Genomic DNA, 11,784 nt, shown 5'->3' with positions numbered 1-11,784 from the left:
CCTGGGCACGAACTAGCAACTGCTTAGGAAGCAGGCTGAACTTGAGCAGCCTCACCTTCATGCAGTTCCGCAAAGGAACCCTTGGGCTCTTTGAGGAAGAAGAAGCAGAAGAAGGCCACAACCAGACCAGCCACACCGAGCACCTGGAAGAAGGCACTGTTGGAGGAAGCAATGATCTCAGGTGTGGGCTCAGCGCCACCACCCATCCACATGGGCAGCAAGCTGAAGATGGTGAGGTATGTCACGGCGCCAACGTTGCCGTAGGCGCCCACCAAACCAGCCACCTGGCCGGTGACGCGACGCTTCACCAGAGGCACCAAAGCAAAGGTGGCTCCTTCACCGGCCTGAACAAAGAAGGAGGCCAGCATCGTGATCAACACAGCAACAGCAATGCCGGTGGAACCGGTGAAGGTGCCGGGCTTGATCATGCTCATGATCAGATAACCAACACCTAAGCCGAAGGTGAGGAAGCCCATGGTGTTTTTACGGGACCCCAGGCGATCGGAGATCAAGCCACCTGCAGGGCGGGCCACCAGATTCACAAAAGCAAAGCAAGAGGCCAGAATTCCAGCGGTGGCCTTGGGCAGGTCAAAGGTGGTTTCAAAGAAGGTGGGCAGCATCGAGACCACCGCCAGTTCAGAACCAAAGTTGACGATGTAGGTGAGCTCAAGGATCGCCACCTGTTTGAACTCGTAGCGATCTTCCTTGGGATATTCCTTGGTGCCCATGATCAGCTCACGGTTGGTGCGAACGATCCCCCAGGTCTGGAAGGCAAACCACACCAAAACTGCCAAGAGAGCCAATGGATAGGTGGAAGCATTGAGGAATCCAACCTTCTGAAGGCGCCAGCAGAGAACACAAAGAATGGCCGCGAAAGGCACATTCATGCCAAGCAAACCCCAGAAATCACGCATGGAGGTGACTTCAAGACCAGCTGTTTTTTCGGGACGCTGATACACCTTCCCAGGCGGAGTATCACTGACGTTGCAGTAATAAATAACGCCATAAACAGCCGAGATGATGCCGGTTAGGGCAATGGCACCGCGCCAGTTCAAGACCGCACCGGTGGGCAGCTCAAAACCACCTGAGAAGGACAGCCAACCGGCCACACCAACCAGAGCCAAGGCAGAGAATGCGGAGCCAAAGTTGCCCCAACCGCCATAGATGCCCTCAGCCAAACCGATTTCTTTGGGCGGGAACCATTCGGCCACCATGCGGATGCCGATCACAAAGCCAGCACCAACGATGGAAAGCAGCAGGCGAGACACCACCAACTGGTTGAAATCTTGCGCGGACGCAAACATCAAACAAGGGATGACCGAAAACACCAGCAAGGTGGAGTAGGTCAGCCGTGGACCGAATTTGTCGAGAAGCATCCCGATCAGCACACGCGCCGGGATAGTGAGCGCAACGTTGCAGATCGCCACGGTGCGGATTTGGCCAACGGTCAAACCCAGGTCAGCCTTCACCGTGGTGGCGAGGGGAGCCAGGTTGAACCAAACAACAAATGTGAGAAAAAAGGCGAACCAGGTGAGATGCAGCGTGCGATATCTCCCCTGGAACGACCAAATGTCGCCAAGCATGAGAGTCAAGGTGAATAAACAGACCCTGAGCTCAAAATGGAACGCTCGGGCAGCGGATTTAGGGCGTTACCAAAACAAGTCGCCCACCCCGCTATTGGATCAGCTTGGGGGTCTCTTAAAAGTACTTAATGATACAAAGTAAACATCAAGCAGTTCATGCCGAACGTTTTCACCAGGACCCGCGAAGTGTTGACCATCAAACTGTTGTGATGGCTACCAAAATCGCACTGCAGGCTGTTGTTCTTAGCGGTGGGGTCAGCCGGCGCATGGGCCGCGACAAGGCCTTACTTCCCCATGCCGCTGGTGGCACCTGGTTGGAGCACATCACGGGCCTGCTCAACAGCCTGGATCTCCCGGTGCTGGTGCTCACCATCCACCCCAGCCATGAACAGCTACTGCAAACAAGCCAAGGGGTCAGCGTGCAGCGCGATGCCACACCAGGGGCAGGCCCGCTTCAAGCCATTGCACCGGTGTTTCCCGCCGATCAGCAGCAAGCCCTGCTGATCGCACCAGTGGACATGCCCGATCTGCAGGCTGATGGCTTACAGCAACTCATCAGCAGCTGGCAGCAGCAACCCACTGCAGCAGCCGTAGCCCACGACGGCGAACGCCTGCAGCCCCTGCTGGGCATTTATCCGGGCGGAAGCAAACAACGCCAATCCATGCTGGAAACACTCGCCGCCGGTCAGAACAGTTGGATGGCCTGGCTCGAGCAAATCCCCTACCGAGCCGTGAGCCTGCCGCCAGGGCAACTGCGCAACTGCAATCACCCCAATGACGACTCCAGGGCGATTGATTGATCAACACAACAGGCCCTTGGGGGTGTTGCGGCTGTCGCTGACGGCCCGCTGCAATTTGTCTTGTCCCTACTGCCAACCCGATGGCGGCGAAGACAGCCGTCTTTCGCTGCACCAACGGCTGCAGCTGATCCGTGCCTGCTGCGAACTGGGCCTGACCACCCTGCGGCTCACGGGCGGAGAACCGCTACTCGCCCCTGAATTGGATGAGCTGCTGCAAACGATTCAGCAGGGCCGCAACAGCCGCCACGACCCGTTGCATCATCTGCAGGAGGTGGCCCTAACCACCAATGGCACGCTGCTGGACGGTTGCCGAGCCGAGCAACTCAAACAAGCGGGCCTGGATCGCATCACCATCAGCCTCGATGGGGCCACCGGGGCCAGCGTGAGCCGCATGGCCGGCCTGCAAGGGGGCGAGCGCCATGGCGAACAGCTACTGCAACGCGTGCTGCAAGGCATTGCTGCAGCCAAAGCCGCTGGCTTCCACGCCGAATCCGGCGCCATCAAGATCAACAGCGTCATCCAGCGCGGCCGCAACGACGATCAGCTACTTCCCCTGGCCGAATTGGCGCGCCAGCAGAACGTGGAGCTGCGGCTAATCGAATACATGGATGTGGGCAACCGCAACGGCTGGTCAGCAGCAGAGGTGGTGCCGGCGAGCGAACTCCTCAGCCAACTGCAACAGCGCTGGCCACTAGAACCGTTAGGCCGGCCCCAACACGGCACCGCCAGCCGCTGGCGTTACCGCGATGGCGCAGGGCACGTGGCGGCAGTGGCTTCAATAAGCCAACCCTTCTGCGGCGACTGCAACCGCCTACGGATCACCGCTGAAGGCATGGCCTACACCTGCCTGTTTGCCGAGCAGGGCCATGACCTGCGCCCATTCCTCGCCCCAGACAGCAGCACTTACGAACTGCAAGACGCTCTGAAGGCCATCTGGCAGCAGCGCACCGATCGCTACAGCGAAGAGCGCGACCAACGCCAAGGGGAAATCAGACAGCCAGCTGAGATGGCTTATTTAGGCGGCTGAGGGATTTAGGTGAGAACACCGATGCCAGTTGGCACTTGAGCCGATCAAGCTGTAGCAAAAGATACGGTTGATGATTCCCTCCTCCCTCTGCCGCGGCAGCAGCACCTCTCAGCAACGCAAGGAACAGCAACTGGTCATGCGGCTGTGCAAAGACATTGCCCGCGCGCAATTCGTCTTTGCCAATCCCAAGCGGAGCAAGCGGCTTTGGGATGAGGCAGCCGCCCTCGAGATCGAGCCCGATCGTTTGCTGAATCTTCTCTATGGGGGCGTGGATCTCGACGATCCTGCTGATTTGATCGCCGCCGACGAGCGCTATTTGAGCCAGCGCCGGGGCTATCGCCGCAGCCCTTGGGTCAGCCGCATCCTTCCAGTGCGGCGGCGCCTGCCTTCACGGCCGGCTCAAGCCTGCGTCGGATCCTCCGGCCAGCGGTGCTTGGGATAACGGCCCCGCAGGTCTTTGCGCACCAACGGATAGCCCTGCTGCCAAAAACTCTCCAGATCGCGGGTCACAGCAGCCGGACGACCCGCCGGTGAGAGCAAATGCACCAGCACGGCATGGCGTCCACCCGCCAGACGCGGCGTCTGCTGCAGGCCAAAAAAGTCTTGGAGCCGGCTGCTGAGCACCGGCTCTTCGCCGCTGTAATCAATGCGCCCATTTCGGCCACTGGGCAAGGTCCAACGCAACGGGGCCAGGGCATCGAGTTGGCTGCGAGCACGCCAATCCAAGCGATCCAGCAAGGCCCCCTGCAGATCAATGGCCTGCAGCTGCGCCGCGCTGCGTACGCCCTCCAAATGCGGGCCAAGCCAGAGCTCCAGCTCAGCCAGCAGGCTCGCCTCATCCACCGCTGGCCAGAGCTCAGGCTCGAGCTGATGCAGAAAAGCCAGCCGGCCGCGCAACTGCAGCTGTGCTGGCGTCCAACCAAGCCACTGCAAACCGCGGCGCTGCAGCTGCTCCAGCAGCACGGCCTGCACAGCCGCTGCATCCGGCTGGGGCTGGGGGGCATCACTAAGCAGCAACGCACCCAGGCGGCGCTGCCGGCGGGCCATCACCTGCTGACGCTCGTCATCCCACTCCACAACGTCGTGATCAAGGAGCTGTTCGGGCTGCAACAGCTCCAAGGCCGCGCGGGGCAGCGGTGCTGCCAACCAGATGCGGGCCTGACGGCGGTCGCCATCGAGATGGGCCGCCACCAAGGCTTCGCTGGCGGCCAGGGGATCCTGCGGCTCCAGAGCTGCACCACGGCCAGAGCTGAGCACCATCACGCCAGGGCGCTCCTGAGCCCGCGGCAACGCCAAGCGATCGGGATAGGCCAAGGCCAACACAATCCCCACCCACGCTGCCCAGCCCTCAGGCAGCAAAGGAATGCTTTTGGGCAAACGCAGCTGACGGCGGAGTTGCAGCGCCAGCTGACGGATGGGTGCCACCGCACCAGCTCGGCCTCGCTGCTCCAGCAAATCAAGCCGCAGGCAAAGGTCGGCACCAACGGCGTCTTGGCGCAAGGGATCCCGTTCGCCAAGCAGCGCCGCCATCACACAGGCCAAGGCCTGCCGCTGATCCGCGGACAACGGCGGCAGGTTCAAAGCAGTGGCCGGCAGCTCCAAATCAGCGGCGCGCAACACCATGGCCCCCAAGCGCGGGTGCAAGCCCAAGGCCGCCATGGCGCGGCCGCGAGGGGTGGGTTGGCCATTGGGCAGCAAGGCACCCAGCTCCTGCAACAACACCCGGGCCTGCTGCAGAGGTCCTGAAGGCGGCGGATCAAGGAACGCCAACTCCTCCCCCTCAGCTGCCCCCCAAAGGGCCAACTCCAAGGCCAATGGAGCGGGATCACTGCTGAGAATTTCGGGCTGGGGCTGCAGCGGCCGGCGCTGTTGATCCACAGCAGTCCACAGCCGCCAACAAACACCTGGGCCCAAGCGACCCGCGCGGCCGCGGCGCTGATCGGCTTGGGCCACGGCAGCTTTTTCGGTCAACAACCGCGCCAAACCGGTGCTGGGGTCAAACCGCGACACCCGGCTCCAGCCCGCATCAATCACCACCTCAATGCCATCGATGGTGAGGCTGCTTTCCGCCAGGGCCGTGGCCAGCACCACCTTGCGGCGACCTGGCACCGCGGCGGCCACCGCCGCGTCCTGGGCGCGCGCATCGAGATCACCAAACAGGGGCGTGAGCTCCACGTCAGCCGGCAAGGCGTCCTGCAGCTGTTCCATCAGACGACGGATCTCCGCCTGACCAGGCAGAAACACCAAAACGCTGCCTTGCTGCATCGCCAAGGCCTCCCGGATCGCCGGGCGCACCTGATCCGCAATCGCTCGCGGACTGGGTTGATCCGGAGCTGGCCGCTCGGCATAAATGGTTTCCACCGGGAAAGCCCGACCCTCACTGCTGAGCACCGGGGCGTTATCGAGCAACCGCGCCAACGGCTCGGCAGCCAGGGTGGCTGACATCGCCACAACCGCGAGATCTGGCACCAGCAGCTGGCGGGCCTGCCAGGTGAGCGCCAAGGCCAGATCACTGCCAATGCCCCGCTCATGCACTTCATCGAACAGAACTGCACTGACACCGCTCAGGGCTGGGTCCTCCTGCAACAGGCGCAAAAAGAGCCCATCAGTCACCAACTCCACGCGGGTGTTGGGACCAACGCAGCTATCGAGCCGCACGCGATAACCCACCGTTTCACCAACGGCTTCCCCCAGGCTGCGGGCCATCTGGCGCGCGGCCAACTTGGCGGCCAAACGCCGCGGTTCCAGCACCAGCACCCGGCCTTGGCTCCAAGGTTCAGCCGCGGCCAAGGCCAACGGCACCCGCGTGGTTTTGCCCGCTCCAGGCGGGGCCTGCAGCACCAGCCGGCCATGGACGCGCAACGTCTCCAGCAGCTGCGGCAACAACGGCTCAATCGGCAGCGAAGCAGAAGAAGCCATGGCTCAACCCAGCAGCAACTTGCTGCCCGCAAACCCGGTGACTAGGGCCAGCAAACGGCGAATGGTGGGAACGGCCCAGCGATGACTACCCACGTAGGCACCGGCCCCTCCAGCTAGCAGCACGATCAGCAACCACGCCCAAGGCACAGACGGCAGCGGTTGGCCTGAGCGCCAAAAACCCAAGAGCCCTGCGATCGAGTTCATCAAGATGAATACGGCCGATGCCGCCGCGGCTTGGCGGGTGCCGCACCAGCGCCGCAACACCATCCAAGGGCTGAGAAACACACCACCTCCAGTGCCGGTCAGGCCAGCCATGAACCCCAAACCACCACCAGTAGCCAACAGGCTGAAGCGATCGGGAGGAGCGAGCTGCTCGGGATCCTGCGGACGCAGCAGAAAACGAACGGCGGCCGACAGCAGCACCACACCCAACAGCACCCGCAAACCTCGGGTTGGCACATCCAGCCATCCCCCCAAAAAAGCCGCAGGCACCGCCAGGGGCAGCAGCGGCCAAAACTGTCGCCACTGCAGATGACCAGCACGCCAAAACTGCCAACTTCCCAAGCTCGCCACCACCACGTTGAGCAGCAAAGCCGTGGGCCGGATCTGCTCAGGGGCGAGGCCGGCCAACGCAAACACAGCGATGTAACCGGTGGCACCGGCATGGCCAACGGCGCCATAGAGAAAGGCCACCACCGCCAGCGCCAAGGCGATCACGACGGTTCCCGCAGGCGGGGCAACAGCTGCACCAAATTGCAGGGGCGGGTGTCTGGATTCAGCTGAGCAGCAATCAAACGCTCCCAGGCCGTGGTCACCGCATCGAGGGAACCCGGCAACACAAAAATGATCGTGCCGTTGGCTGTCCCCGCCAAACAACGGCTTTGCAAGCTGCTGGTGCCGATGGTCTCGAAGGACAGGACCCGGAACAGCTCACCAAAGCCATCAATGGTTTTATCGAGCAGCGGAGCGACCGCTTCTGGCGTGCCATCGCGACCGGTGAGCCCGGTACCACCAGAGCTGATCACCACCTGCACCGCTGGATCAGCAATCCAAGCGCTCAATACCGCCCGAATCGCATAACGGTCATCGGGCACCAGCTCGCGCTCCTGCAACTGATGGCCTGCGGCGAGTAGGGCCTGCTGCAGGGCATCGCCGCTGGAATCGTCGGCCAAGCTGCGCGTATCGGACACCGTCAGCAGTGCGATTGCAAGTCCCATCGCCAGGGGGTGCTTTACCCATTCCTAGGCTGCCGTGATGCAGCAAAGCTCAGGCAGCATCACCGTGCGGTTGTTTGCCGCTCTGCGAGAACAGGCGGGCTGGGACCAGCGATCATGGCCGCTCACCAGTGGCGCCGATGCCCTAAGCGTGTGGCAAGCCTTGGGCTTTGGAGACGCCATTCCCGACGGCACACGCGTCGCAATCAATCAAGAATTTGAAAGTCCGCGCCAACAGCTTCAACAAGGCGATGAGCTGGCCTTCCTGCCGCCGATCAGTGGTGGCTGACGCCATGGTCAGCAGCATCCCGATCGATGTGGCGCTCTGCAGCAACGCTTTCGAGCCACTGGCTGAGCTGCAGCAATGGCCGCACCACCAGAGCAACGCGGCCACCGGGATTTTCATTGGCCGCATGCGCAGCCAAGGCAGCAGCACTGAGGAGCTCGAAGCCATGCAGCTGGAACACTATCCAGGCATGACCGAACGCCAGCTGCAGCACTTAGCCAGCGATGCAGCCGCTAGCCACGGCGTACGCGCCGTGCTGATTCGCCATCGCATTGGCCGGGTGACACCCAATCAAGCCCTGGTGCTGGTGGCCGTGAGCGCTGATCGCCGCGGTCCAGCCCAGCGCTGCTGCCAAGCGCTGCTGGAGGCCATCAAGCACGACGCGCCGTTCTGGAAACAGGAGATCAGCCGCTCTGGCAAACACCGCTGGATCGAGGGCAACACGCCGCTTTGATTCAAAAAATCGGCAGCCGCAGCAGTTGAGCCCACACCAACGTTCCCGACACCAACTGTGTGGCTTCAGCAGGCAACTCCAACAGCAGATCCGCCTCCTGCAACGAGCCAATGCGGGAGGAGGCCTGACTGCCCTCCAGCCAAGCCATCGGCACGCCAGAACCATCCACGTGCAAGCGAGCCCGAGCTAACTCCGGCCGGCCGGCGCGGCGGCGCAGGTCCTGGGCCAACGGCAGCTGAAAACGGGGCAGCAGCTGGGGCTTGGCTCCCTCCAGCTGTTGCAGGGCGGGCCACAGCAATTGCAAGGCTGTGATCGCTGCGGCCACGGGATTGCCAGGCAAACCAAAGAAGGGGATGGCTTGGCCGCTGGGCCCTTGCAGCGAGCCAAAGGCAAACGGGCGGCCTGGCTTGAGAAACAACTTCCAAAACGCCACCTCACCGAGCTCGGCCAGCAGGGGGCGAATCCAATCACTGTCACCGGCGGAAACCCCACCGGTGCTCACCACCACATCCGAGCCAGCGGCCAGCTCCTGCAAGGCCAACCGCAACGCTGCCGGATCGTCGGCCACCACCCGGCGCTGAGCCACGTGATAACCCAGCCGAATCAATAACGACTCCAGCAGGGTGCCGTTGCTCTCCCAAATGGCTCCCGGGGGCCGGCGTTCACCCGGGGGAATCAACTCATCCCCGGTAATCAACAGCCCTAGCCGCGGCCGCACGGTCACCGCAAGCTGGCTGATTCCACACGATGCCAAGCGAGCCAGTTCCGCTGCGCCCAAACGGGTGCCGGCAGCCAATAGCTGCTGGCCTGCACTGGCCTCCTCATCAGCCGCGCGAATCCAGGGCTGATCTGACACCACTTCAATCAGCTCGAGCGTGGAGGCAGTAGGGCACTGCACCTGCTCCTGGGGCAACACCCGCTGAGCCCCGGGTGGCAAGGGTGCACCGGTGAGGATGCGAATCGCTTCACCGGCGCCAAGCTCAGCGCCATAGGGGGCCCCGGGCGCTGAACGGCCCACCAGCTGCCAACGCGTTCCAGACGCTGGCGGCTCCGGTGTGCTGATGGCGTAGCCATCGAGGATCGAAGCACGAAATCCAGGCACCGACTCAACGGCCAACACCGGTGCAGCGCTCAAGCGCCCCAACGCCTCCTGCAGAGGCACCGGCTCCACCAATGGCGAGGCCGACAATGCTGCGAGCACGGCCTGGCGAGCCTGCTCTAAGGGCAAGCCTTCGGCTGGAAAGGGTTCAGCCATCACTCGAACATTGCCAGCGGCCGTTGCGGCCTCCCTCCTTTCTGAGCAGGCGCACAGAGGTGATGGTCATGGCCGGATCAGCACTTTTGAGCATGTCGTAGAGGGTCAACAAACCCACCTGCACCGCCGTGAGCGCCTCCATCTCAACGCCGGTTTGACCAACGGTGCGAGCCGATGCCTCCAGCCGCAAACCACTGCCATCCGCCAGCGGTTCAATGCTGACTTCAAGACCGGTCAATGCAATCGGATGACAGAGAGGGATCAATTCCCAGGTGCGCTTGGCCGCCTGAATGGCAGCAATGCGAGCCACCGCCAAGACATCGCCCTTGGGCGCACGCCGCTGCACCACCAACTCCAGCACCTCGGGCTGCATGCCAATGCAGCCTTCTGCGGTGGCGCATCGTTCGGTGCTGGCTCGATCACCCACCTCCACCATGTGCACCTCACCGCTGGCGTTGAGGTGGCTCAAGCTGGGCTCGACCATCCGATTGAGCTGCTGATGCACCAAGCTTGCGTCATTCCTGAGCCCAGGTGATGTCGAGCGCCGAGCAGCACGAACAGTTCATGGCCCTGGCCATCGAGATCTCACGGCAAACCGCCCTGGAAGAACGCAGCGGCGAACCCTTCGGTGCTGTGATCGTGCGCGATGGGGTTGTGATTGCTGCCGAAGGCAACAGCGTCAACGGCGATAGCGACCCCACTGCGCACGCTGAAATCAACGCCATTCGTGCCGCCGGTCGCGCACTGGGAACCTGGGACCTCAGTGGCTGCGTGCTCTATGCCAGCAGCCGCTGCTGCCCCATGTGTTACGGCGCAGCCCATTGGGCTGGCATCCGCAAGATCTATTACGGCGCCGGCTGGGAGGACTACAGCGACTTCTACGACGACTCGGAAGCCATCAACGAAATGAACCTGCCGCCGGAGCAGCAAGCCATGGCACCGGAGCAACTGCTGCGCCAGCAAGCGGTTGATGTTTGGCAAACGGTGCGCAAAGAGCGCGGCATGGCTCAACCGGAGAGCGCCTGAGTTGAAGCGTCCCTCCACCCTGCTGTGCGTTTTCGTCACCCTGCTCAATGACCGGGTCAGCGAAAGCCTGGTTTTCCCATTGCTGCCGTTTTTGCTGGCGAGCTTCACCAGCAGCGGCACCACCTTGGGTTTGCTGGCCGGCAGTTACGCCTTGGCCCAGTTCATCGCCACGCCCCTCATCGGCGCCTTCAGTGACCGCTTTGGCCGGCGCCCGGTCATTGCCACCTGTGTGGCGGGAACCGTTGTTGGGCTTGGGGTGTTTGGGCTGACCTTGGAACTGCCGTGGCCCGATGGCAGCCTCTGGCCGCTGCTGCTGCTGTTTGGCGGACGCCTGCTCGATGGCTTCAGTGGCGGCACCGCGGCCACCGCAGGTGCGGTGCTGGCTGATATCAGCACCCCAGAAAACCGGGCCAAAGCCTTTGGCTTGATCGGTGTGGCCTTTGGCTTGGGATTCATCCTCGGGCCGGCCTTTGCAGGAATCTTGAGCCAGTGGAGCGTCACGCTGCCGGTTTGGATCGCGCTGCTGATCGCTGTTGTAAACCTGCTGTTGGTGTTGCGGCTGCTGCCAGAAACGCACCCGCTGGATCAACGCCAACCGCTGCCGCGCAAACGGGCCCTCAACCCCTTCACCCAACTCTCGGGGGTCTTCAGCAACCCGCGGGTGAGCCAGCTGTGTTTGGGCTTTTTCCTCTTCTTCTTGGCCTTCAACGGCTTCACGGCCGTGCTGGTGCTGTTCTTCAAACAGAAATTCGGCTGGGGACCTGGCCCGGCCACCACGGCGTTTTTGATCGTGGGGGTTGTGGCCACCGTGGTGCAGGGGGGCTTGATTGGCCCGCTGGTCAAACGCTTCGGCGAGCAGCGTTTAACCCTGGCGGGCCTGGGCCTGGTGCTGGTGGGTTGCCTGATGATTCCGCTGGCCCCGGTGGAGCGCAGTCAAAGCGTCGTGTTCCCAGCGGTGGCCCTGCTGGCCTTCGGCACTGGTTTGGTCACGCCATCGCTGCGCAGCCTGGTGTCGCGCCGGCTCAGCAGTGGCGGCCAAGGTGCTGCGCTTGGCAGCCTGCAAGGTCTGCAGAGCCTCGGCAGTTTCCTGGGCCCGCCACTGATGGGATTCAGCTACGAGCTCTTGGGTCACAGCAGTCCGTTCCTGCTGGCTGCTGCCTTCCTGATCGGCGTGGCTGCCTTGAGCGCTAACGGAAGCTTTAAACAAGCTGGCTAGCTTC

Annotated in this window: 13 protein-coding genes; 7 read left to right on the top strand and 6 right to left on the bottom strand. The window is 62.7% G+C overall.

The window, feature by feature from the left end; genetic code table 11:
* Nucleotides 1-23 precede the first annotated feature (23 nt).
* Nucleotides 24-1,583: a NarK family nitrate/nitrite MFS transporter gene (locus SIB46_RS08750; RefSeq protein WP_413297748.1), complete on the bottom strand. Its 1,560-nt coding sequence runs from the start codon at nt 1,581-1,583 to the stop codon at nt 24-26.
* Nucleotides 1,584-1,792: 209 nt separating this feature from the next.
* On the opposite strand from SIB46_RS08750, the gene SIB46_RS08745 reads away from it, so the two are divergent.
* The 3 genes from SIB46_RS08745 to SIB46_RS08735 all read left to right on the top strand — a co-directional run bounded on the left by SIB46_RS08745 (nt 1,793) and on the right by SIB46_RS08735 (nt 3,852).
* On the top strand, nt 1,793-2,383 hold the full coding sequence (locus tag SIB46_RS08745) for a molybdenum cofactor guanylyltransferase (RefSeq protein WP_413295764.1): 591 nt from the start codon (nt 1,793-1,795) through the stop codon (nt 2,381-2,383).
* The gene (gene moaA / locus SIB46_RS08740; RefSeq protein WP_413295763.1) at nt 2,358-3,410 is read left to right on the top strand and encodes a GTP 3',8-cyclase MoaA; all 1,053 of its coding nucleotides are present in this window, start codon (nt 2,358-2,360) and stop codon (nt 3,408-3,410) included. The genes SIB46_RS08745 and moaA overlap by 26 nt, the downstream gene beginning before the upstream one ends.
* 70 nt (nt 3,411-3,480) lie before the next feature.
* A complete protein-coding gene (locus tag SIB46_RS08735; protein WP_413295762.1) occupies nt 3,481-3,852 on the top strand; it encodes a hypothetical protein in 372 nt (123 codons plus the stop codon).
* On the opposite strand, the gene hrpB is transcribed toward SIB46_RS08735, so the two are convergent.
* The 3 genes from hrpB to moaB are packed head-to-tail and all read right to left on the bottom strand — an operon-like array spanning nt 3,810 to nt 7,546.
* Nucleotides 3,810-6,329, bottom strand: coding sequence for an ATP-dependent helicase HrpB (hrpB, locus tag SIB46_RS08730; RefSeq protein ID WP_413295761.1), 2,520 nt, complete (start codon nt 6,327-6,329; stop codon nt 3,810-3,812). The genes SIB46_RS08735 and hrpB overlap by 43 nt on opposite strands.
* Before the next feature lie 3 nt (nt 6,330-6,332).
* Complete coding sequence (locus tag SIB46_RS08725; protein ID WP_413295760.1) at nt 6,333-7,046, bottom strand: sulfite exporter TauE/SafE family protein; 714 nt, start codon at nt 7,044-7,046, stop codon at nt 6,333-6,335.
* On the bottom strand, nt 7,043-7,546 hold the full coding sequence (gene moaB / locus SIB46_RS08720) for a molybdenum cofactor biosynthesis protein B (RefSeq protein ID WP_413295759.1): 504 nt from the start codon (nt 7,544-7,546) through the stop codon (nt 7,043-7,045). Before moaB ends, SIB46_RS08725 begins: the two co-directional genes overlap by 4 nt.
* A 37-nt stretch (nt 7,547-7,583) precedes the next feature.
* Between moaB and SIB46_RS08715 the strand changes: the two genes are divergently transcribed.
* Together SIB46_RS08715 and SIB46_RS08710 are read left to right on the top strand one after the other, a co-directional pair.
* Entirely contained in the window at nt 7,584-7,832 is a 249-nt protein-coding gene (locus tag SIB46_RS08715) for a MoaD/ThiS family protein (RefSeq protein WP_186548920.1), read from the top strand.
* A 4-nt stretch (nt 7,833-7,836) separates the two neighbouring features.
* Complete coding sequence (locus tag SIB46_RS08710; protein ID WP_413295758.1) at nt 7,837-8,283, top strand: molybdenum cofactor biosynthesis protein MoaE; 447 nt, start codon at nt 7,837-7,839, stop codon at nt 8,281-8,283.
* A gap of 1 nt (nt 8,284) precedes the next feature.
* Here the strand turns inward: SIB46_RS08710 and SIB46_RS08705 are convergent, their stop codons facing one another.
* Nucleotides 8,285-9,538, bottom strand: a complete 1,254-nt coding sequence (locus SIB46_RS08705) for a molybdopterin molybdotransferase MoeA (RefSeq protein WP_413295757.1) — start codon at nt 9,536-9,538, stop codon at nt 8,285-8,287.
* Complete coding sequence (gene moaC / locus SIB46_RS08700) at nt 9,531-10,022, bottom strand: cyclic pyranopterin monophosphate synthase MoaC (RefSeq protein WP_413295756.1); 492 nt, start codon at nt 10,020-10,022, stop codon at nt 9,531-9,533. Before moaC ends, SIB46_RS08705 begins: the two co-directional genes overlap by 8 nt.
* 50 nt (nt 10,023-10,072) lie before the next feature.
* Between moaC and SIB46_RS08695 the strand changes: the two genes are divergently transcribed.
* The gene (locus tag SIB46_RS08695; protein WP_413295755.1) at nt 10,073-10,564 is read left to right on the top strand and encodes a nucleoside deaminase; all 492 of its coding nucleotides are present in this window, start codon (nt 10,073-10,075) and stop codon (nt 10,562-10,564) included.
* A gap of 1 nt (nt 10,565) precedes the next feature.
* A complete protein-coding gene (locus SIB46_RS08690; protein ID WP_413295754.1) occupies nt 10,566-11,780 on the top strand; it encodes an MFS transporter in 1,215 nt (404 codons plus the stop codon).
* The last annotated feature ends 4 nt before the right edge of the window (nt 11,781-11,784 follow it).

It is taken from the genome of Synechococcus sp. MIT S9452 (assembly GCF_047304245.1).
GTDB lineage: Bacteria > Cyanobacteriota > Cyanobacteriia > PCC-6307 > Cyanobiaceae > RCC307.
This window is presented reverse-complemented; position numbering and strand designations above follow the sequence as displayed.

What these genes read in the sequence shown, in the direction of transcription:
- SIB46_RS08750 (WP_413297748.1), bottom strand. Translation starts at nt 1,583, where the DNA reads ATGCTTGGCGACATTTGGTCGTTCCAGGGGAGATATCGCACGCTGCAT.
- SIB46_RS08745 (WP_413295764.1), top strand. Translation starts at nt 1,793, where the DNA reads ATGGCTACCAAAATCGCACTGCAGGCTGTTGTTCTTAGCGGTGGGGTC.
- moaA (WP_413295763.1), top strand. Translation starts at nt 2,358, where the DNA reads ATGACGACTCCAGGGCGATTGATTGATCAACACAACAGGCCCTTGGGG.
- SIB46_RS08735 (WP_413295762.1), top strand. Translation starts at nt 3,481, where the DNA reads ATGATTCCCTCCTCCCTCTGCCGCGGCAGCAGCACCTCTCAGCAACGC.
- hrpB (WP_413295761.1), bottom strand. Translation starts at nt 6,329, where the DNA reads ATGGCTTCTTCTGCTTCGCTGCCGATTGAGCCGTTGTTGCCGCAGCTG.
- moaB (WP_413295759.1), bottom strand. Translation starts at nt 7,546, where the DNA reads ATGGGACTTGCAATCGCACTGCTGACGGTGTCCGATACGCGCAGCTTG.
- SIB46_RS08715 (WP_186548920.1), top strand. Translation starts at nt 7,584, where the DNA reads ATGCAGCAAAGCTCAGGCAGCATCACCGTGCGGTTGTTTGCCGCTCTG.
- SIB46_RS08710 (WP_413295758.1), top strand. Translation starts at nt 7,837, where the DNA reads ATGGTCAGCAGCATCCCGATCGATGTGGCGCTCTGCAGCAACGCTTTC.
- SIB46_RS08705 (WP_413295757.1), bottom strand. Translation starts at nt 9,538, where the DNA reads ATGGCTGAACCCTTTCCAGCCGAAGGCTTGCCCTTAGAGCAGGCTCGC.
- moaC (WP_413295756.1), bottom strand. Translation starts at nt 10,022, where the DNA reads ATGGTCGAGCCCAGCTTGAGCCACCTCAACGCCAGCGGTGAGGTGCAC.
- SIB46_RS08695 (WP_413295755.1), top strand. Translation starts at nt 10,073, where the DNA reads ATGTCGAGCGCCGAGCAGCACGAACAGTTCATGGCCCTGGCCATCGAG.